Origin of the sequence: Enterobacter cloacae complex sp. ESBL7, from assembly GCF_041679625.1 — a bacterium.
GTDB classification, from domain to species: Bacteria; Pseudomonadota; Gammaproteobacteria; order Enterobacterales; family Enterobacteriaceae; genus Enterobacter; species Enterobacter asburiae_B.
In genome coordinates this window covers 490,796-510,162 of record NZ_JBGORN010000001.1, presented here as the reverse complement: position 1 = coordinate 510,162, position 19,367 = coordinate 490,796, and the positions used below count along the sequence as shown (strand labels likewise).

The window sequence follows — 19,367 nt, the reverse complement described above, 5'->3', positions numbered from 1 at the left end:
ATGTAACTTAAGGTTTGAAGTCCAGCGGCGCATTTTTGAAGACTTCGTAAACTGCCTGAGACGGCGGTTTAGGCATCTTCGCCTGACGCGCTGCAGCCAGGGCCGCAGTACATAAAGCCGGGTCGCCACCTTCAGACTTGATATCCAGCAGCATGCCGTCCGGAGCCAGTTTTATACGCAACGTACACGTTTTACCGGTATAGGAAGACGCATCATAGAATCGGCTTTCAATAGCGGATTTAATCTGCGCGGCATAACCGTTGATTTCAGCCCCTGTCGCACCGTTACTCTTAGTGTTACCACTTCCCGTCGGCGCTGCGTTGTTTCCTTTCGCCCCACCGCCCGTTTTCGGTGCATTCTTACCGGAGCTCAAATCGCCCAGCAGATCGTCAACCCCTGCGGCAGCAGCGGCTTTTTCAGCAGCCGCGGCCTTTTTGACCGCCGCTTTATCAGCAGCAGCTTTCTTATCGGCAGCGGCCTTCTCAGCTGCAGCTTTCTTATCGGCGGCAGCCTTCTCAGCTGCAGCTTTTTTATCGGCAGCGGCTTTTTCAGCGGCGGCAGCTTTTTCTGCAGCCGCTTTCTCAGCAGCAGCCGCTTTCTTCGCGGCCTCGGCAGCAGCTTTCTTCTCTGCTTCCTGAGCGGCTTTTTTCGCGGCTTCCGCTTCGGCTTTCTTCTGAGCATCAGCAGCGGCTTTCTTCACGGCTTCCGCTTCAGCTTTCTTTTGAGCATCGGCAGCGGCTTTCTTTGCCGCTTCCGCTTCAGCTTTCTTCTGAGCATCAGCAGCGGCTTTCTTCGCCGCTTCTGCCGCTAATTTTGCCTGGGCATCAGCCTGTGCTTTCGCGTCCGCTGCGGCTTTTGCTGCCGCCTCTTCCGCCTGCTTTTGCTGTTCCTGTGCTTTCTTCGCGGCCTCTTCGGCTTGCTTCTGCTGTTCCGCCTGCTCTTTCGCAGCTTCCTGCGCCTGCAAACGCTCTTTCTCAAGCTGCTTCAGACGCTCCTGCTCTGCGGCCTGCTTTTCACGCAGTTCTTCCGCCTGCTGTTGCGACTGTTTTTCACGCTGCTCTTCAGCCCGTTTGGCACTCGCCTTCTGCTGCTGTTCGCGATTATAGTTCTGTACTACCGCACCGGGATCCACCATCACGGCGTCAATGGAAGACCCTCCACCGCCACCGGCTGATGCATCAATATGCTCGTCGAACGAACTCCAGATCAGCGCTGCAAGGAGAATCACGTGCAGCACTGCGGAGACGATTATCGCTCGCTTAAGCTTGTCGTTCTGTTCGGTTGCCTTTGACACTATCGGTTCCCAAAAACTACGCGGATGATCAAATAGGTTGGGTCATTAAGCCAACTGACTTAACACCCGCACTATGTAGCAAGTTCAGCGCTTTAATAATTTCATCGTAGGGTACGTCTTTCGCGCCACCGATTAAGAAGACCGTTTTCGGATTTGACTCCAGACGACGCTGCGCTTCAGCAATCACCTGCTCAGGCGGCAGCTGATCCATACGATCTTTCTCTACCACGACGCTGTATTGCCCTACGCCGGAAACCTCAATGATAACCGGAGGATCGTCATTGGTGCTCACCGCCTGTGATTCTGTCGCATCCGGCAGATCCACTTCCACGCTCTGAGTAATGATTGGCGCTGTCGCCATGAAGATCAGCAGCAGTACCAGCAGGACGTCCAGCAGTGGAACGATATTGATTTCGGACTTGAGCTCGCGACGACCTCGTCCACGCGATCTGGCCATGGTTTACCCCTTGTTGCTCTCGGTGCTGGTAAACGCCTGACGGTGCAGAATCGCAGTGAACTCTTCCATAAAGTTGTCGTAGTTCAGTTCCAGTTTGTTCACGCGCTGGTTCAGACGGTTGTAAGCCATAACCGCAGGAATTGCCGCAAACAGACCGATAGCGGTCGCAATCAGTGCTTCAGCGATACCCGGTGCAACCATCTGCAACGTCGCCTGCTTCACCGCGCCCAGCGCGATAAAGGCGTGCATGATCCCCCACACGGTACCAAACAGGCCGATATACGGGCTGATGGAACCGACAGTACCGAGGAATGGAATATGCGTTTCGAGATTTTCCAGCTCACGGTTCATAGAGATACGCATCGCACGCGAGGCACCTTCTACAACCGCTTCCGGCGCATGATTGTTTGCACGATGCAGACGAGCAAACTCTTTGAAACCGCTATAAAAAATTTGCTCGGAGCCTGTAAGGTTTTCACGACGTCCCTGGCTTTCCTGATACAGACGAGAAAGCTCAATACCCGACCAGAACTTATCTTCAAACGCTTCAGCTTCACGGCCAGCGGCATTGAGGATACGCGTTCTCTGGATGATGATGGCCCAGGATGCGATTGAAAAACCAATCAAAATCAACATGATAAGTTTAACCAGAAGGCTTGCCTTCAGGAACAAATCAAGGATATTCATGTCAGTCACTGCTTAAACTCCGCGACAATAGACTTAGGAAGCGCACGAGGCTTCATTATGGTTGGATCAACACAAACAATCAGCACTTCAGCTGAGTTCAGTACGGTATTCTCTGCGTTGACTATCCGCTGCGTGAAAACCAGTGAGGTCCCGCGCATTGATGTAATTTCAGTTTGGACTTCGAGCATATCGTCGAGTCTGGCAGGCGCAAAATACTCAAGCGTCATCTTGCGTACCACGAAGGCAACTCGCTCAGCCAACAGCACCTGTTGACTAAAGTGATGATGGCGCAGCATCTCTGTGCGTGCCCGTTCATAAAAAGCAACGTAGCTGGCGTGGTAAACCACACCACCGGCATCGGTATCTTCGTAATAGACACGAACCGGCCATCGAAACAGCGTTGTATTCACTTTACATCCCGGTAATGCAACAAAAGTTAATGCTTTTAAACTTCGCTACTATACGCGCGGGAAAGAGGGTTGGGAATGGGAGAAAGTAAACGGAGAGTAAATTTTTATGGGCTCGGGTAAGCCCATAACGTTAACGGACATTTCTTATTCAGAAGAAGAAGAAAATCAAACCGGCGAGAAGCACCAGATCGGCAATCAGCGGGCAAAAAATTCCCTGCCAGTGAATGGCTTTCGGACGAAAGCCGACGCCGTGGATCACACCTGCGCACACCGCCCACATAATGAGAAAGCCGTGCCAGATTTCAAGCTCGCTGGTTTTCGCTGCAAAGCGCGAAGGGTCCCAGAAGATACAACCTGCCAGCAGTAATGCCATCACTAAAGAAAGCGCCCGTAGCGGGCGCTTATCCATTACCGCGTAAAGCGTCGCGATAATATTCATCAGTGTTTTTCTTCACCCGCTTTGGTCGCTTCGACGTGCTCAAGCGCCAGGGCAGTGATGACACCAAATGCACAGGCAAGAAGCGTCCCTAAAATCCATGCGAAATACCACATATTCAGCTCCTTACTTAGTACATAGAGTGGGTGTTGCTTTCGATATGTTCTTTAGTGATGCGACCGAACATTTTCCAGTAACACCAGGTGGTGTAGAGCAGGATAATCGGTACGAACACGCAAGCAACATACGTCATCAGGTTCAGCGTCAGCTGGCTGGACGTTGCGTCCCACATGGTCAGGCTAGCATTCAGCATGGTGCTGGATGGCATGACGAATGGGAACATCGCAATACCCGCCGTCAGGATGATGCACGCCAGGGTCAGCGAAGAGAACACGAACGCCAGCGCGCCTTTCTCCAGACGAGACGTCAACACGGTCAGCAGCGGCAGCAATACGCCCAGAGCCGGGATCGCCCACAGCGCAGGGGTGTTATTGAAGTTCACCAGCCATGCGCCAGCCTGACGCGCCACTTCTTTGGTCAGCGGGTTAGACGGTGCCGAGTGGTTAATTGCAGAGGTCACCACATAACCATCAATGCCGTACACCACCCACACACCGGCCAGTGCGAAGCAGACCAGCGTTACCAGCGCAGCGACCTGAGCCGTCGCGCGAGAACGCAGGTGCAGTTCACCAACCGTACGCATCTGCAGATAGGTTGCGCCCTGAGTGATGATCATCGCCACGCTCACCACGCCGGCCAGCAGGCCAAATGGATTCAGCAGCTGGAAGAAGTTACCCGTGTAGTAAAGACGCATGTATTCGTCCAGGTGGAACGGTACGCCCTGCAGCAGGTTACCGAACGCCACGCCGATCACCAGCGGTGGAACGAAGCTACCGATAAAGATGCCCCAGTCCCACATGTTGCGCCAGCGGGTGTCTTCAATCTTGGAACGGTAGTCGAAACCGACCGGACGGAAGAATAAAGAGGCCAGCACCAGAATCATCGCCACGTAGAAGCCGGAGAACGCAGCCGCGTAGACCATCGGCCAGGCAGCGAACAGCGCGCCGCCAGCGGTGATCAGCCACACCTGGTTACCGTCCCAGTGAGGGGCGATGGAGTTGATCATGATTCGACGCTCGGTGTCATTACGACCGAGGAAACGGGTGAGCATCCCCACCCCCATGTCGAAACCATCCGTGACGGCAAAACCGATCAGCAGAACGCCAACCAGCAGCCACCAGATAAAACGCAATACTTCATAATCGATCATTTGATGACTCCTGTCTTAGCGTGCCGGCTGAGTAGTCGCAGTGGACTGCTCGTAGTGATAGCGACCGGTTTTCAGGCTGCTTGGGCCAAGGCGCGCGAACTTGAACATCAGGAACAGTTCAGCCACCAGGAACAGGGTGTACAGACCACAAATCAGCAGCATGGAGAAGATCAGGTCGCCCGCTGTCAGGGACGAGTTCGCTACCGCCGTTGGCAGTACCTCACCAATCGCCCATGGCTGACGGCCGTACTCCGCAACAAACCAGCCGGATTCGATAGCGATCCACGGCAGTGGAATACCGTACAGCGCGGTGCGCAGCAGCCATTTTTTCTCGCCGATGCGGTTGCGAATCACGGACCAGAAGGACGCCGCAATGATCAGCAGCATAATGATGCCGCAGCCCACCATGATACGGAATGCGAAGTACAGTGGCGCAACGCGTGGAATCGAGTCTTTGGTTGCCATCTGGATCTGCGCTTCTGTCGCATCAGAAACGTTCGGGGTATAACGCTTCAGCAGCAAACCGTAACCCAGATCTTTCTTCACGTTGTTGAACTGGTCGCGAACGGCCTGGTCGGTAGAGCCTGCACGCAGCTGTTCCAGCAGCGAGTAGGCTTTCATACCGTTACGGATACGCTCTTCGTGCTGAACCATCAGCTCTTTCAGACCGGTCACCTGCTTGTCAACAGAACGGGTGGCGATGATACCCAGCGCATAAGGGATCTGAATGGCGAAGCGGTTTTCCTGCGCGTCCTGATCCGGAATACCGAACAGCGTAAAGGCAGCAGGTGCTGGTTGGGTTTCCCATTCGGCTTCGATGGCGGCCAGTTTGGTTTTCTGCACGTCACCCATTTCATAACCGGATTCATCACCCAGAACGATAACAGAGAGGATTGCAGCCATACCGAAGCTTGCAGCGATAGCAAAGGAGCGCTTAGCAAACGCGAAGTCACGACCGCGCAGCATGTAGTAAGAGCTGATGCCCAGTACAAACATCGCGCCGCACACGTAGCCAGAAGCCACGGTGTGAACGAATTTAACCTGCGCAACCGGGTTCAGGACCAGCTCGGCAAAGCTGACCATCTCCATTCGCATGGTTTCGAAGTTGAAATCAGACGCGATAGGGTTCTGCATCCAGCCGTTCGCCACCAGGATCCACAGCGCGGACAGGTTCGAACCTAATGCCACCAGCCAGGTCACCGCCATATGCTGGACTTTACCCAGACGGTCCCAGCCGAAGAAGAACAGACCTACAAAGGTGGATTCGAGGAAGAATGCCATCAGACCTTCAATGGCCAGCGGCGCACCGAAGATATCCCCGACATAGTGGGAATAGTAAGACCAGTTAGTCCCGAACTGGAACTCCATGGTCAAACCGGTTGCCACGCCCAGCGCAAAGTTGATACCAAACAACTTGCCCCAGAACTTGGTCATATCTTTATAAATCTGTTTGCCGGAGAGAACGTATACCGTTTCCATAATGGCCAGCAGGAACGCCATACCGAGCGTCAGTGGCACAAACAGGAAGTGGTACATCGCGGTCAAGGCAAACTGTAAGCGCGACAGTTCGACTATATCTAACATCATGACTCCTTGCTCATCGCATGAAGACTCCGAGAGTGAACCCCGTCAGAGAGAGATCCACACGCATGCCCCAATACAAATTATTCGCATCCTTGTCGTCGTTATTACCCTGAAGGAGGATAAAAACGATGACGTGAGGTTACAAATACGTTAATAAAAAACTCAAATTGATCCCGCAAATATAATACGCTGCAAAACCCTTACAATAAACAGGTTTTTATTGAATCACATTTACGTTTTTCGACGGCGATCAATTTATAGCAAAATTACCACTTTTCGGCCATTTTGATCGGGGACAATTTACCGCCTTTTGATGAGTTTTTCCAAGGATTAAACATTGATTTAAATCAAAAACAATCCTTTGTGTTAAATGTGTTTTGATGCGGTGAACATAGTAAAAACCATGTTAAAGATATGTATATAAAATACAATTAAGGTTATCAAGTCGATTGATGAATATAAACAGAAGTGATTTTTATTAACTCAGAAGCCCGAATGCCTAATTTATTCAGGACATAAATTTTAGTGCGTTTTTCGTTTTTTTCCATCCGCTCTCTTTAAGGTAAATAAATAACAATTATTTTACTTTTATCCCCCTCTCTAATTAACACCATTTAGTGACTATTGCATGATGCCCGGCAGGCAATAAAAAAGGCCGCTTTACAGCGGCCAACCATGTCGAAACGGACATTTTTATACTTCAACGCCCCCCTTTCGGGGAGCAGAGAGGACTTACTTAATGATGGATTTCAGTGCTTCGCCGATATCCGCCAGGCTGCGAACGGTTTTCACGCCTGCGGCTTCCAGCGCTGCGAATTTCTCATCAGCCGTACCCTTACCACCGGCGATGATCGCGCCTGCGTGACCCATACGCTTGCCTTTCGGCGCGGTCACACCCGCGATGTAACCGACTACTGGCTTGGTCACGTGTTCTTTGATGTAAGCAGCGGCTTCTTCTTCCGCGCTACCACCGATCTCACCGATCATCACGATCGCTTCGGTCTGTGGATCTTCCTGGAACAGCTTCAGGATGTCGATGAAGTTAGAGCCCGGAATTGGGTCACCGCCGATGCCCACGCAGGTGGACTGGCCGAAGCCGTAATCGGTAGTCTGCTTAACGGCTTCATAGGTCAGCGTACCGGAACGGGACACGATGCCCACTTTACCCGGCTTGTGAATGTGGCCCGGCATGATGCCGATTTTGCATTCGCCCGGGGTGATAACGCCAGGGCAGTTCGGGCCGATCATGCGCACGCCTGCTTCATCCAGCTTCACCTTCACGGTCAGCATATCCAGCGTCGGGATGCCTTCAGTGATGGTGATGATCAGCTTGATGCCTGCGTCGATCGCTTCCAGAATGGAGTCTTTGCAGAACGGTGCCGGAACGTAGATCACGGTCGCGGTTGCGCCCGTCGCTTCAACGGCTTCACGCACGGTGTTGAATACCGGCAGGCCCAGATGCGTGGTGCCGCCTTTACCTGGCGTTACGCCGCCAACCATCTGCGTGCCGTAGGCAATCGCCTGTTCGGAGTGGAAAGTCCCCTGGCTACCGGTGAAGCCCTGGCAGATAACCTTGGTATCTTTATTAATTAAAACTGACATTATTTCCCCTCCACTGCGGCAACAACCTGCTGAGCTGCATCCGTCAGACTTTTCGCTGCAATAATATTCAGGCCGCTGTCAGCCAGTTTTTTCGCGCCGAGTTCAGCGTTGTTACCTTCCAGACGTACAACAACCGGAACGTTCACGCCCACTTCTTCTACCGCACCGATGATACCGTCGGCGATCAGGTCGCAACGAACGATGCCGCCGAAGATGTTAACCAGAACGGCCTTCACGTTGTCGTCAGAGAGGATGATTTTGAACGCTTCGGTTACGCGCTCTTTGGTTGCGCCACCGCCTACGTCGAGGAAGTTTGCTGGCTCACCGCCGTGCAGCTTAACGATGTCCATGGTGCCCATTGCCAGGCCCGCACCGTTAACCATGCAGCCGATGTTGCCGTCCAGCGCTACGTAGTTCAGCTCCCACTGTGCAGCCTGTGCTTCACGCGGATCTTCCTGAGACTGGTCGCGCATTTCGCGCAGATCCGACTGGCGGAACAGCGCGTTGCCGTCAGCGCCCAGCTTGCCGTCGAGGCAGATCAGGTCGCCCTGGGTGGTGATCACCAGCGGGTTGATCTCGATCAGCGCCAAATCGCGCTCCAGGAAGATGTTCGCCAGACCCATGAAGATCTTGGTGAACTGCTGAACCAGCTTGCCTTCCAGGCCCAGTTTGAACGCCAGCTCGCGACCCTGGTAAGGCATCGGGCCCGCCAGCGGATCGATTGCCACTTTGTGGATCAGGTGCGGGGTTTCTTCCGCCACTTTTTCGATTTCCACGCCGCCTTCGGTAGACGCCATGAACACCACGCGACGGGAGCTACGGTCAACAACCGCGCCCAAATACAGTTCTTTTGCGATATCGGTCGCCGCTTCAACCAGGATCTGGTTAACCGGCTGGCCGTTCGCATCTGTCTGGTAGGTTACCAGACGCTTGCCGAGCCAATGTTCAGCAAACGCACGAATCTCTTCTTTACTCTTAACAACCTTCACACCGCCAGCTTTACCACGGCCACCAGCGTGAACCTGACACTTAACTACCCAAGGGCCGGAACCGATTTTAGATGCGGCTTCTTCTGCTTCACGCGGGGTAGTACAGGCATAACCCACCGGAGCCGGTAAGCCATACCGGGCAAACAGCTGTTTGGCCTGATATTCATGTAAGTTCATGTGTTCTATCCATCCTTCAGGTAATCGTTAGGTCGTGCTTTTATTGGCCCGGCAGCCATACGCCGCCGGGCAAGACTGCAAAACTAGACGTCCAGCAGCAGACGGGTTGGATCTTCCAGCAGCTCTTTAATCGCGACCAGGAAGCCCACGGACTCGCGGCCGTCGATCAGGCGGTGATCGTAAGAGAGCGCCAGGTACATCATCGGCAGGATCTCAACTTTACCGTCTACCGCCATAGGGCGATCTTTAATGGCATGCATACCCAGGATCGCGCTCTGCGGCGGGTTAATGATCGGGGTAGACATCAGCGAGCCGAATACGCCGCCGTTGGTAATGGTGAAGTTACCGCCGGTCAGGTCGTCTACGGTCAGCTTGCCGTCGCGGCCTTTAACAGCCAGCTCTTTAATGTTTTTCTCGATGTCAGCCATACCCAGGGTATCCACATCACGCAGAACCGGGGTGACCAGTCCGCGTGGAGTAGAAACCGCCATGCTGACGTCGAAATAGTTATGGTAAACCACGTCATCGCCGTCAATAGACGCGTTCACTTCCGGATAGCGTTTCAGCGCTTCAACTACCGCCTTCACGTAGAAGGACATAAAGCCCAAACGGATACCGTGACGTTTTTCAAACGCGTCACCGTACTGCTTGCGCAGGTCCATGATTGGCTTCATGTTCACTTCGTTGAAGGTGGTCAGCATCGCGGTGGAGTTTTTCGCTTCCAGCAGACGCTCGGCCACGCGCTTGCGCAGGCGAGTCATCGGCACGCGTTTTTCGCTGCGGGCACCCAGAGCAGGCTGTGCTGCCGGTGCCGCCGCAGGGGCTTTCGCTTCTGCCTGAGCAGGCGCTTTCGCCAGGTGTTTATCGATGTCTTCGCGGGTCAGACGACCGCCCACACCGGTGCCTTTGATGGCTGCCGGGTCAAGGCTGTGTTCAGCCAGCAGGCGACGGATCGCCGGGCTGAGAGCGTCGTTAGACTGTTCTTCCAGAGAAGCCTGCTGGCGCTGAGCCGGCGTAGAGGCTTTCTCTTCAGATTTCGCGCTGGACTCTTTGCCCGCGCTGTTGCCTTCACGCAGGCGACCCAGGATCTGACGAGAGGTTACGGTGGTACCTTCATCTTCCAGCACCGCGTCCAGAACGCCATCCGCCGAAGCCGGTACTTCCAGTACCACTTTGTCAGTTTCGATTTCTACCAGCACTTCATCGCGCTTAACGGCATCGCCTGGTTTTTTGTGCCAGGTAGCGACGGTCGCATCTGCTACGGATTCAGGCAGGTCGGGAACAAGAATATCTACGCTACTCATTTTGTATCCTTTAATTAATCGACGTTCAGCGCGTCATTGACCAGATCTTGTTGCTGCTTCTGGTGAACGGACATATACCCTACCGCCGGAGAGGCGGAGGCCGGGCGACCTGCATAGCGCAGGGCTGACCCAAATGGAATCACTTCACGGAAATGATGCTGGCTGCAGTACCATGCGCCCTGGTTAAGCGGCTCTTCCTGGCACCAGACAAAATCATGTACGTGAGCGTACTGTTTCAGCACTTCCTGCATCGCCTGATGCGGGAACGGATAAAGCTGTTCGATACGCACGATGGCGACATCTTTCTGATCGTTCTTGCGGCGCTGTTCCAGCAGGTCGTAATAAACCTTACCAGAACACATCACCACGCGCTTCACGCCCTGCGGATCCAGCTCGTCAATTTCACCGATGGCTGGCAGGAAGGTTCCGTTCGCCAGTTCTTCCAGGCTCGACACCGCCAGCGGGTGACGCAGCAGGGATTTCGGCGACATCACCACCAGCGGACGGCGCATACCGCGCAGCGCCTGACGACGCAGCATGTGGTAGACCTGAGCCGGGGTGGACGGCACGCAGACCTGCATGTTCTGCTCGGCGCAGAGCTGCAGATAACGTTCCAGACGCGCGGAGGAGTGCTCCGGACCCTGACCTTCATAACCGTGCGGCAGCAGCATTACCAGGCCACACATACGGCCCCACTTCTGCTCGCCGGAGGAGATGAACTGGTCGATCACCACCTGCGCGCCGTTGGCGAAGTCACCGAACTGCGCTTCCCAGATGGTCAGGGTGCGTGGTTCAGCGGTGGCATAACCGTATTCGAAGGCCAGAACCGCTTCTTCAGACAGCACGGAGTCCCAGACCTTGAACTGGCCCTGACCGTTGTGCACGTGCTGCAGCGGGGTGTAGGTTGAACCGTTGGACTGGTTGTGAACAACCGCGTGACGGTGGAAGAAGGTCCCACGGCCCGCATCTTCACCGGACAGACGAACAGGAATGCCTTCGTCAACCAGCGTTGCGTAAGCCAGCGTTTCCGCGCCGCCCCAGTCGAACAGCTTCTCGCCTGCCGCCATGGACTGACGGTCAGCGTAAATTTTCGCCACGCGAGACTGCATCTCGATAGCGTCCGGTACGGTGCTGATGCGTTTAGCCAGCTCCTGCAGGCGCTTCATCTCAACCTTGTTCGGGTAGCTCTCATCCCACTCGTGGTTGAGGTACGGCGACCAGGTAAAGGAGTGCATGTTCATCGGGCGCAGCTCTTTGACCACGCATTCACCCGCATCCAGCGCGTCGCGGTAGAGGTTGACCATTTCGGTCGCATCTTCCAGCGTCGTCACTTTGTCGCTCTCCAGCTTGTCAGCATAGATTTTGCGCGGGGTCGGGTGTTTTTTGATTTTCTGATACATCAACGGCTGGGTTGCACTTGGCTCGTCCGCTTCGTTGTGGCCGTGACGGCGGTAGCAGAAGAGGTCAATGAACACATCGCGTTTAAAGGTGTTACGGAAATCCAGCGCCAGACGGGTAACGAAAGCAACGGCTTCCGGGTCATCCGCGTTAACGTGGAAGATTGGCGCCTGCACCATCTTACCGATGTCGGTGCAGTATGGGGTAGAACGCGCGTCCAGCGGGTTAGAGGTGGTAAAGCCCACCTGGTTGTTGATCACGATGCGAACGGTACCGCCCACTTCGTAACCACGCGCTTTCGACATGTTCAGGGTTTCCTGAACTACGCCCTGCCCTGTTACCGCCGCATCGCCGTGGATGGTAATTGGCAGAACTTTATTGCTGCTCGGCTCGTCCAGACGATCCAGACGCGCACGCACGGAACCGATAACCACCGGGCTAACGATTTCCAGGTGTGACGGGTTAAACGCCAGCGCCAGGTGAACCAGACCGCCTTCGGTTTCGATATCCGACGAGAAGCCCATGTGGTACTTCACGTCGCCGGTGCCGAGGTGTTCTTTATGTTTGCCCGCGAATTCGTCGAACAGGTCCTGCGGTTTTTTACCCAGCACGTTGACCAGCACGTTCAGACGACCACGGTGCGCCATGCCCAGTACCACTTCACGGGTGCCGCTCTTGCCTGCGTGACGAATCAGCTCTTTCAGCATCGGCACCAGCGCGTCGCCGCCTTCCAGCGAGAAGCGTTTTGCGCCCGGGAATTTCGCGCCCAGATAGCGCTCAAGCCCTTCCGCTGCGGTCAGTTCGTTCAGGAAGCGTTTTTTCTCGTCAGCCGAGAAGGTCGCGTGGCCCGCTACGGATTCGATGCGCTGCTGGATCCAGCGTTTCTCTTCGGTAGAGGTAATGTGCATGTATTCCGCGCCGATGGAGCCGCAGTAGGTTTGCTTGAGCGCGTCAATCAGATCGCCCAGCTTCATCGTGTCTTTGCCGATGGCAAAGGAACCTACGTTAAAGCTTTCCTGGAAATCGGCCTCGGTCAGATCGTGATACGCCGGATCGAGATCGGCCACACGGTCTTGCTGCCACAGTCCCAGCGGATCGAGATTCGCATGCTGGTGACCGCGGAAGCGATAAGCGTTGATAAGCTGCAGGACTTTAACCTGCTTCGCATTAGTGTCAGGGTCGGAAATCGCAGAAGAGTAACGTGAGGCATCCTTCGCCAGACGACGGAAATAATCACGTGTTTTGGAATGGAATTGATCCGGTTTGACCCCTGTGCCAGGCAACTGCTGGAACATGGAACGCCAGTTTGCGTCCACTGAGTCAGGATCGGTTAAGAAGTCTTCATAGAGCTGTTCAATCCAGCTCTGGTTCGCACCAGAAAGGAAAGAAGAGTCCAGCCAGGCTTTCATTGCGCCGTTCTGCATCGTGATCCCTTAAGCATTTTTATGCTTACTTTCGCCGTAGAAACTACCACGCACACCACGTGTACGTGCCGGGGTTCACCTGCGAGCTCTTTGTGGCCCGCGAAGGAACCTTTAGAAACTGTCTAAGGGTCTTTACCCTCACCCCTACCCTCTCCCTAAGGGAGAGGGGGAATGCCGTCGGCAGTTTTTAAAGATTTCCTGCAATCTGTCCCCTCTCCCTTAGGGAGAGGGTTAGGGTGAGGGGAACAGCGCTCCCCTCTCACTACTTACGCACTGCGCTGCAGCAGCATCGACTTAATATGGCCGATGGCGCGCGTCGGGTTCAGCCCCTTCGGACACACACTGACGCAGTTCATGATGCTATGGCAGCGGAATACGCTGAAAGCGTCACTCAGTCCTTCCAGACGGCTGTCGGTTTCGGTGTCGCGGCTATCAATCAGGAAGCGATAGGCAGCCAGCAGACCGGCCGGGCCGATAAACTTGTCCGGGTTCCACCAGAACGACGGGCAGGACGTTGAACAGCATGCGCAGAGAATACACTCGTACAACCCATCGAGTTTTTCACGCTGCTCAGGAGACTGTAAGTGTTCGCGAGCGGGTGGATTTTGCCCATTATTCAATAAGTAAGGCTTAATCTTCTCATATTGTGCATAGAATTGCCCCATGTCTACCACCAAATCACGCACGACCGGCAGGCCTGGCAGAGGACGGATAACAATTTTCTGACCAGGACGCTGCAGCGCTGAAATTGGCGTGATGCAGGCCAGGCCATTTTTGCCGTTCATGTTCACACCGTCAGAGCCACAAACCCCTTCACGGCAGGAGCGGCGGAACGACAGCGTAGGATCTTTTTCTTTCAGCTGGATTAACGCATCCAGCAGCATCATGTCGCGACCTTCTTCCGCTTCCAGGGTGTAGTCCTGCATACGCGGAGCATCATCAACATCCGGGTTATAACGATAAACTGAGAATTCGAGTTTCATTATCCTGTCTCCGCATTAGTAAGTACGAATCTTCGGCGGGAACGCCGGACGCAGTTTCGGTTCCATGTTGACGCTACGACGCGTCATGGATTCCGACTCTGGCAGATACAGGGAATGGCACAGCCAGTTTTCGTCATCACGATCCGGGAAGTCGAAGCGGCTATGCGCGCCACGGCTTTCGGTACGGAAGTTTGCCGACATCGCCGTCGCGAACGCGGTTTCCATCAGGTTATCCAGCTCCAGGCACTCAACGCGCTGGGTGTTGAATTCGCTGGAGGTGTCGTCCAGACGGGCATTTTTCAGACGCTCGCGGATCGCTTTCAGCTGCTCAAGACCTTTGGCCATCGCGTCGCCTTCGCGGAACACCGAGAAGTTGTGCTGCATGCATTCCTGCAGCGCTTTACGGATTTCCACCGGATCTTCGCCGTTGCGGTTACCGTTCCAGCGGTTGAGGCGCTCAAGAGAGGCATCAATTTCGTCGTCGGTCGCGTCACGCAGCGCGCCCTGCTCGGCAATGGATTCCTGCAGATGCAGACCGACTGCACGACCAAACACCACCAGGTCCAGCAGGGAGTTGCCGCCCAGACGGTTTGCACCGTGTACGGATACGCAGGCAATTTCGCCCACCGCGAACAGGCCAGGAATAACCACGTCTTCGCCCTGCTCGTTTACGGTCAGCGCCTGACCGGTCACTTTGGTCGGAATACCGCCCATCATGTAGTGGCAGGTTGGAATAACCGGAATCGGCTCTTTGACCGGGTCGACGTGTGCGAAGGTGCGGGACAGCTCCAGGATGCCCGGCAGACGGGACTCCAGAACTTCTTTACCCAGATGGTCGAGCTTCAGCTTCGCGTGTGGCCCCCATGGGCCGTCACAGCCGCGGCCTTCACGGATTTCGATCATGATGGAACGCGCCACCACGTCACGACCCGCCAGGTCTTTCGCATTCGGGGCATAACGCTCCATGAAGCGCTCGCCGTGCTTGTTCAGCAGGTAGCCACCTTCACCGCGGCAGCCTTCTGTTACCAGAACGCCCGCACCGGCGATACCGGTTGGGTGGAACTGCCACATCTCCATATCCTGCACCGGCACGCCCGCGCGGATAGCCATACCGACACCGTCACCGGTATTGATGTGGGCGTTGGTGGTGGACTGATAGATACGGCCTGCGCCGCCGGTAGCCAGCACGGTAGCGCGGGCTTTGAAGTAAACCACTTCACCGGTTTCGATGCACAGCGCGGTACAGCCGACGATTGCGCCATCGGCGTTTTTCACCAGATCCAGCGCGTACCACTCGGAGAAGATGGTGGTGTGGTTTTTCAGGTTCTGCTGATACAGGGTGTGCAGCAGTGCGTGACCGGTACGGTCAGCCGCCGCCGCGGTACGTGCCGCCTGCTCGCCGCCGAAGTTTTTCGACTGGCCGCCAAACGGACGCTGATAGATGGTGCCATTTTCCAGACGGGAGAACGGCAGACCCATATGGTCCAGCTCCAGAATCGCTTCCGGGCCGGTTTTACACATATATTCGATGGCATCCTGGTCGCCGATGTAGTCGGAACCTTTTACCGTGTCATACATGTGCCATTCCCAGTTATCTTCATGGGAGTTACCCAGCGCAACGGTGATACCGCCCTGCGCAGACACAGTGTGGGAACGGGTCGGGAAAACTTTAGAGAGCAGCGCACAGGTCTGGCCGCTCTGGGAAATTTGCAGTGCGGCACGCATACCTGCGCCACCGGCACCAATTACAACAGCATCAAATTCTCTGACTGGCAGTTTCATTACACACCCCACACCACAACGAATCCATAAATAACGTAAACCACCAGTGCAACAACAATGGCCAGCTGCAGTGGGAGGCGAATCGCCAGCGGTTTAACGTAATCGGTCAACACCTGCCACATGCCAATCCAGGCATGAATAAGGATGGAGAACAGAGCCAGCAGGGTGAACACTTTGGTGAAGGCGGATCCGAAGAACCCACTCCAGATTTCCCACGTCAGCGTGCCGCTGGTCGCGAAGAAACCGATCATATAGATGATGTAAAGAGTGAGAACGATGGCGGTAGCACGGACCAGGATGAAGTCATGTACGCCGTTGCGTCCTAATGCGGAGGCGTTGCTTACCATACGAGAACTCCTGCGAGAAGTGAAAGCACGACAGTAATCACAAATGAAATGTTAGCGGAGCGTTTCCCGGCTTCGAAAGTCTCTTCCAGGTAGCCAAAGTCCATCAGCATATGGCGAACACCCACGACGACGTGGTACGCCAGCGCGGTCAGAATGCCCCACATGATGAATTTCACGAAGAAGCTGTTCATGATGGCGGAGGCCTGGAGGAATCCTTCAGGGGAAGAGAGGCTGGTGCCCAGTAACCACAGCAAAATACCGACCGCCACAAACGTAATCACACCAGAAACACGGTGCAGAATGGACGCTATTGCTGTTACAGGGAACCGGATCGTTTTGAGATCCAGATTGACAGGTCTTTGTTTTTTCACATTTCTTATCATGAATAACGCCCACATGCTGTTCTTATTGTTTCCTTCCTCCGGACTGCGATGCGGGTCAAGCAGCGTTCCTTTTCTATAACTGCGCGTCATGCAAAACACTGCTTCCAGATGCTTAAACGACACGTTACAACGCTGGGTGGCTCGGGATTGCAGGGTGTTCCGGAGACCTGGCGGCAGTATAGGCCGTTCACAAAATCATTACAATTAACCTACATACAGTTTGTCGGGTTTTCTCTGGAACAGTGATCAGGGTCACGATAACAACATCTTTTTAATTTTTAATCATCTGATTTGACAAATGTTAAACAATATTGTTACAAACGTCATCAGAAAAGGCATATAATGCGCAAAAGTTATGAGGTCTCTCTTTCACCTGACAAATAGTTATGTAACAGTGTGATGGTATTGACCGAAGTTATCAGGACAGTTATTAGTGATATACAGGTTTGAATAATTCGGACTGCAAAAACGCTGATTTGCTGTTGTTTCACTGATATTTCATTCGTTTACCTGCAAGGCGCCATAGCTCTGTACCCTGGTTTGTCCTCGTGAGCTGAGCGGTAAGCCAAATAACAATCTGGTAACGGTGATTAACAGCTGAAAGCAAATCCGGTAAAGCGCAGTCTTAAGCATAAGGCGCTAAGGAGACCGTAAATGGCTGATACAAAGGCAACGCTCACCCTAAATGGTGACACTGCTATTGAACTGGATGTGCTAAAAGGCACGCTCGGTCAGGATGTTATTGATATCCGTACGCTGGGTTCTAAAGGTGTATTCACCTTTGACCCTGGATTTACCTCTACCGCATCTTGCGAATCCAAAATCACCTACATTGACGGTGACGAAGGTATCCTGCTCCATCGCGGCTTCCCCATCGATCAGTTAGCCACCGAATCCAACTATCTGGAAGTGTGCTACATCCTGCTGAACGGCGAAAAACCGACGCAGGCACAGTACGATGAATTCAAAACCACCGTGACCCGTCACACCATGATCCATGAGCAGATTACTCGTCTGTTCCATGCGTTCCGTCGTGACTCTCACCCGATGGCGGTGATGTGCGGGATTACCGGTGCGCTGGCGGCGTTCTACCACGACTCCCTTGACGTGAATAACCCGCGTCACCGCGATATCGCGGCGTTCCGCCTGCTGTCCAAAATGCCTACCATGGCGGCGATGTGCTACAAATACTCCATCGGCCAGCCGTTTGTGTATCCGCGCAACGACCTCTCCTACGCGGGTAACTTCCTGCGCATGATGTTCTCCACGCCGTGCGAAGAGTACGAAGTGAACCCGGTGCTGGAACGCGCGATGGACCGTATTCTGATCCTGCACGCTGACCACGAACAAAATGCTTCTACCTCTACCGTCCGTACCGCAGGCTCTTCAGGCGCGAACCCGTTCGCCTGTATCGCTGCGGGCATCGCCTCCCTGTGGGGACCGGCGCACGGCGGCGCGAACGAAGCGGCACTGAAGATGCTGGAAGAGATCAGCACCGTTGAGCACATTCCTGAGTTCGTGCGTCGCGCGAAAGACAAGAATGACTCCTTCCGCCTGATGGGCTTCGGTCACCGTGTTTACAAAAACTACGACCCGCGCGCCACCGTCATGCGTGAGACCTGCCACGAAGTGCTGAAAGAGCTGGGTACCAAAGATGACCTGCTGGAAGTGGCGATGGAGCTGGAACACATCGCGCTGAACGACCCGTACTTCATTGAGAAGAAACTCTACCCGAACGTCGATTTCTACTCTGGCATTATTCTGAAAGCGATGGGCATTCCGTCTTCCATGTTCACCGTGATCTTCGCCATGGCCCGTACCGTAGGCTGGATTGCGCACTGGAACGAAATGCACAGCGAAGGCATGAAAATCGCCCGTCCTCGTCAGCTGTATACCGGCTACGAGCAGCGTGATTTTAAGTCTGATATTAAGCGCTAACAGGAGTTGGGTGCGGCCTGATGCCCTCACCCCGGCCCTCTCCCACAGGGAGAGGGTGAACACCTTAAAAACGGTAACCCCTGAGTTACCGTTTTACTTTTATTTCTGGCAGTGCGGGCACCAGTAAAAGGGTCTCGAAGAGAGCATAATTCTGTCAATAATTCCGCCGCATCGCTCGCACTTTTTCCCCGCCCGATGAAACACCTTGAACCGGAACAGCGCCCCGTGATGCGTGTTCTCATCCACCACGCCGCGCGTGTTGTACGACAGCCGCGGAATATCCAGCAGCGCGTGGGATAACGCCTCCAGCTGTTCATCGCTCAGCTGAGACGCTTTATGCTGCGCCGCCAGCCCAACTTCCCAGAGGATCTCTACCCGCAGGTAGTTGCCCAGCCCGGCCAGAAAGGTCTGGTCGAGGAACAAACCGGAAAACTGTCGGTTACGGAATTTAGGTGATAACAGCCGGGCCTTCACGTCGCTTGCCGTCAGGCGCATGTCCAGCACGTCCGGCCCGACCCGCTGCAGGAACGGGTGCGTCAGCAGCTGCTCCGGCGTTAACATTTCGATATCCGACGCGCTATAGAGCAGGATCGCCTTATCCGCCGTTTGCAGCCTGACGCGCAGCACGCGGGTGGTTTGCGGCTGCTCGTCCGCCTCCACCACGCGCCAGACGCCGTAAAGCTGGTTATGGCTATATAACGTCAGGTTATGGGAAAAGTGCGTGAGCAAGGCCTTGCCGCGCGTTTCAATATGGGTCACCGTCTGGCCCACCAGCTGTGATTCAAACGGTTTAAGTTGAGGAAAAGCAAACCAGACATCCGTCAGGGGTTTGCCCTTTATCGCCGCCTCCAGGCTATCCGCCGCGCGGCGGATCTCCGGACCTTCTGGCATTTTTGTGTCCT

The 19,367-nt window shown here is 54.5% G+C and carries 18 protein-coding genes; 1 reads left to right on the top strand and 17 read right to left on the bottom strand.

The window, feature by feature from the left end:
- Positions 1-7 precede the first annotated feature (7 nt).
- From tolA to sdhC, 16 genes are all read right to left on the bottom strand, one after another.
- Complete coding sequence (gene tolA, locus ACERY3_RS02485; RefSeq protein WP_373224999.1) at positions 8-1,294, bottom strand: cell envelope integrity protein TolA; 1,287 nt, start codon at positions 1,292-1,294, stop codon at positions 8-10.
- Between the two features lie 28 nt (positions 1,295-1,322).
- The gene (gene tolR, locus ACERY3_RS02480) at positions 1,323-1,751 is read right to left on the bottom strand and encodes a colicin uptake protein TolR (protein ID WP_003858589.1); all 429 of its coding nucleotides are present in this window, start codon (positions 1,749-1,751) and stop codon (positions 1,323-1,325) included.
- A gap of 3 nt (positions 1,752-1,754) precedes the next feature.
- Complete coding sequence (gene tolQ, locus ACERY3_RS02475; protein ID WP_008501101.1) at positions 1,755-2,447, bottom strand: Tol-Pal system protein TolQ; 693 nt, start codon at positions 2,445-2,447, stop codon at positions 1,755-1,757.
- On the bottom strand, positions 2,444-2,848 hold the full coding sequence (gene ybgC, locus ACERY3_RS02470; protein ID WP_003858593.1) for a tol-pal system-associated acyl-CoA thioesterase: 405 nt from the start codon (positions 2,846-2,848) through the stop codon (positions 2,444-2,446). Before ybgC ends, tolQ begins: the two co-directional genes overlap by 4 nt.
- A 148-nt stretch (positions 2,849-2,996) precedes the next feature.
- On the bottom strand, positions 2,997-3,287 hold the full coding sequence (gene ybgE / locus ACERY3_RS02465; RefSeq protein WP_014831116.1) for a cyd operon protein YbgE: 291 nt from the start codon (positions 3,285-3,287) through the stop codon (positions 2,997-2,999).
- Complete coding sequence (cydX, locus tag ACERY3_RS02460; RefSeq protein WP_003858598.1) at positions 3,287-3,400, bottom strand: cytochrome bd-I oxidase subunit CydX; 114 nt, start codon at positions 3,398-3,400, stop codon at positions 3,287-3,289. Before cydX ends, ybgE begins: the two co-directional genes overlap by 1 nt.
- 14 nt (positions 3,401-3,414) lie before the next feature.
- Positions 3,415-4,554: a cytochrome d ubiquinol oxidase subunit II gene (gene cydB, locus ACERY3_RS02455; protein WP_047061368.1), complete on the bottom strand. Its 1,140-nt coding sequence runs from the start codon at positions 4,552-4,554 to the stop codon at positions 3,415-3,417.
- Between the two features lie 15 nt (positions 4,555-4,569).
- The gene (gene cydA / locus ACERY3_RS02450) at positions 4,570-6,138 is read right to left on the bottom strand and encodes a cytochrome ubiquinol oxidase subunit I (protein ID WP_023310795.1); all 1,569 of its coding nucleotides are present in this window, start codon (positions 6,136-6,138) and stop codon (positions 4,570-4,572) included.
- A 732-nt stretch (positions 6,139-6,870) separates the two neighbouring features.
- Positions 6,871-7,740: a succinate--CoA ligase subunit alpha gene (gene sucD / locus ACERY3_RS02445; protein ID WP_008501094.1), complete on the bottom strand. Its 870-nt coding sequence runs from the start codon at positions 7,738-7,740 to the stop codon at positions 6,871-6,873.
- Positions 7,740-8,906, bottom strand: a complete 1,167-nt coding sequence (sucC, locus tag ACERY3_RS02440) for an ADP-forming succinate--CoA ligase subunit beta (protein WP_023310791.1) — start codon at positions 8,904-8,906, stop codon at positions 7,740-7,742. The genes sucD and sucC overlap by 1 nt, the downstream gene beginning before the upstream one ends.
- Before the next feature lie 83 nt (positions 8,907-8,989).
- Positions 8,990-10,210, bottom strand: coding sequence for a 2-oxoglutarate dehydrogenase complex dihydrolipoyllysine-residue succinyltransferase (gene odhB / locus ACERY3_RS02435; protein WP_008501093.1), 1,221 nt, complete (start codon positions 10,208-10,210; stop codon positions 8,990-8,992).
- A gap of 14 nt (positions 10,211-10,224) precedes the next feature.
- Positions 10,225-13,032, bottom strand: a complete 2,808-nt coding sequence (gene sucA / locus ACERY3_RS02430; RefSeq protein ID WP_033144953.1) for a 2-oxoglutarate dehydrogenase E1 component — start codon at positions 13,030-13,032, stop codon at positions 10,225-10,227.
- Between the two features lie 266 nt (positions 13,033-13,298).
- The gene (gene sdhB / locus ACERY3_RS02425) at positions 13,299-14,015 is read right to left on the bottom strand and encodes a succinate dehydrogenase iron-sulfur subunit SdhB (RefSeq protein ID WP_008501090.1); all 717 of its coding nucleotides are present in this window, start codon (positions 14,013-14,015) and stop codon (positions 13,299-13,301) included.
- Between the two features lie 15 nt (positions 14,016-14,030).
- Positions 14,031-15,797 (bottom strand): succinate dehydrogenase flavoprotein subunit, encoded by a 1,767-nt coding sequence (gene sdhA / locus ACERY3_RS02420; protein ID WP_023310789.1) that lies wholly within the window; start codon positions 15,795-15,797, stop codon positions 14,031-14,033.
- Positions 15,797-16,144, bottom strand: a complete 348-nt coding sequence (gene sdhD, locus ACERY3_RS02415) for a succinate dehydrogenase membrane anchor subunit (protein ID WP_008501088.1) — start codon at positions 16,142-16,144, stop codon at positions 15,797-15,799. Before sdhD ends, sdhA begins: the two co-directional genes overlap by 1 nt.
- Positions 16,138-16,542, bottom strand: a complete 405-nt coding sequence (gene sdhC / locus ACERY3_RS02410) for a succinate dehydrogenase cytochrome b556 subunit (protein WP_020684965.1) — start codon at positions 16,540-16,542, stop codon at positions 16,138-16,140. The genes sdhD and sdhC overlap by 7 nt, the downstream gene beginning before the upstream one ends.
- 639 nt (positions 16,543-17,181) lie before the next feature.
- Here sdhC and ACERY3_RS02405 point away from each other — a divergent pair.
- Complete coding sequence (locus ACERY3_RS02405; protein WP_023334930.1) at positions 17,182-18,465, top strand: citrate synthase; 1,284 nt, start codon at positions 17,182-17,184, stop codon at positions 18,463-18,465.
- A gap of 99 nt (positions 18,466-18,564) precedes the next feature.
- Here the strand turns inward: ACERY3_RS02405 and nei are convergent, their stop codons facing one another.
- A complete protein-coding gene (gene nei / locus ACERY3_RS02400) occupies positions 18,565-19,356 on the bottom strand; it encodes an endonuclease VIII (RefSeq protein ID WP_373224997.1) in 792 nt (263 codons plus the stop codon).
- Positions 19,357-19,367: the final 11 nt, after the last annotated feature.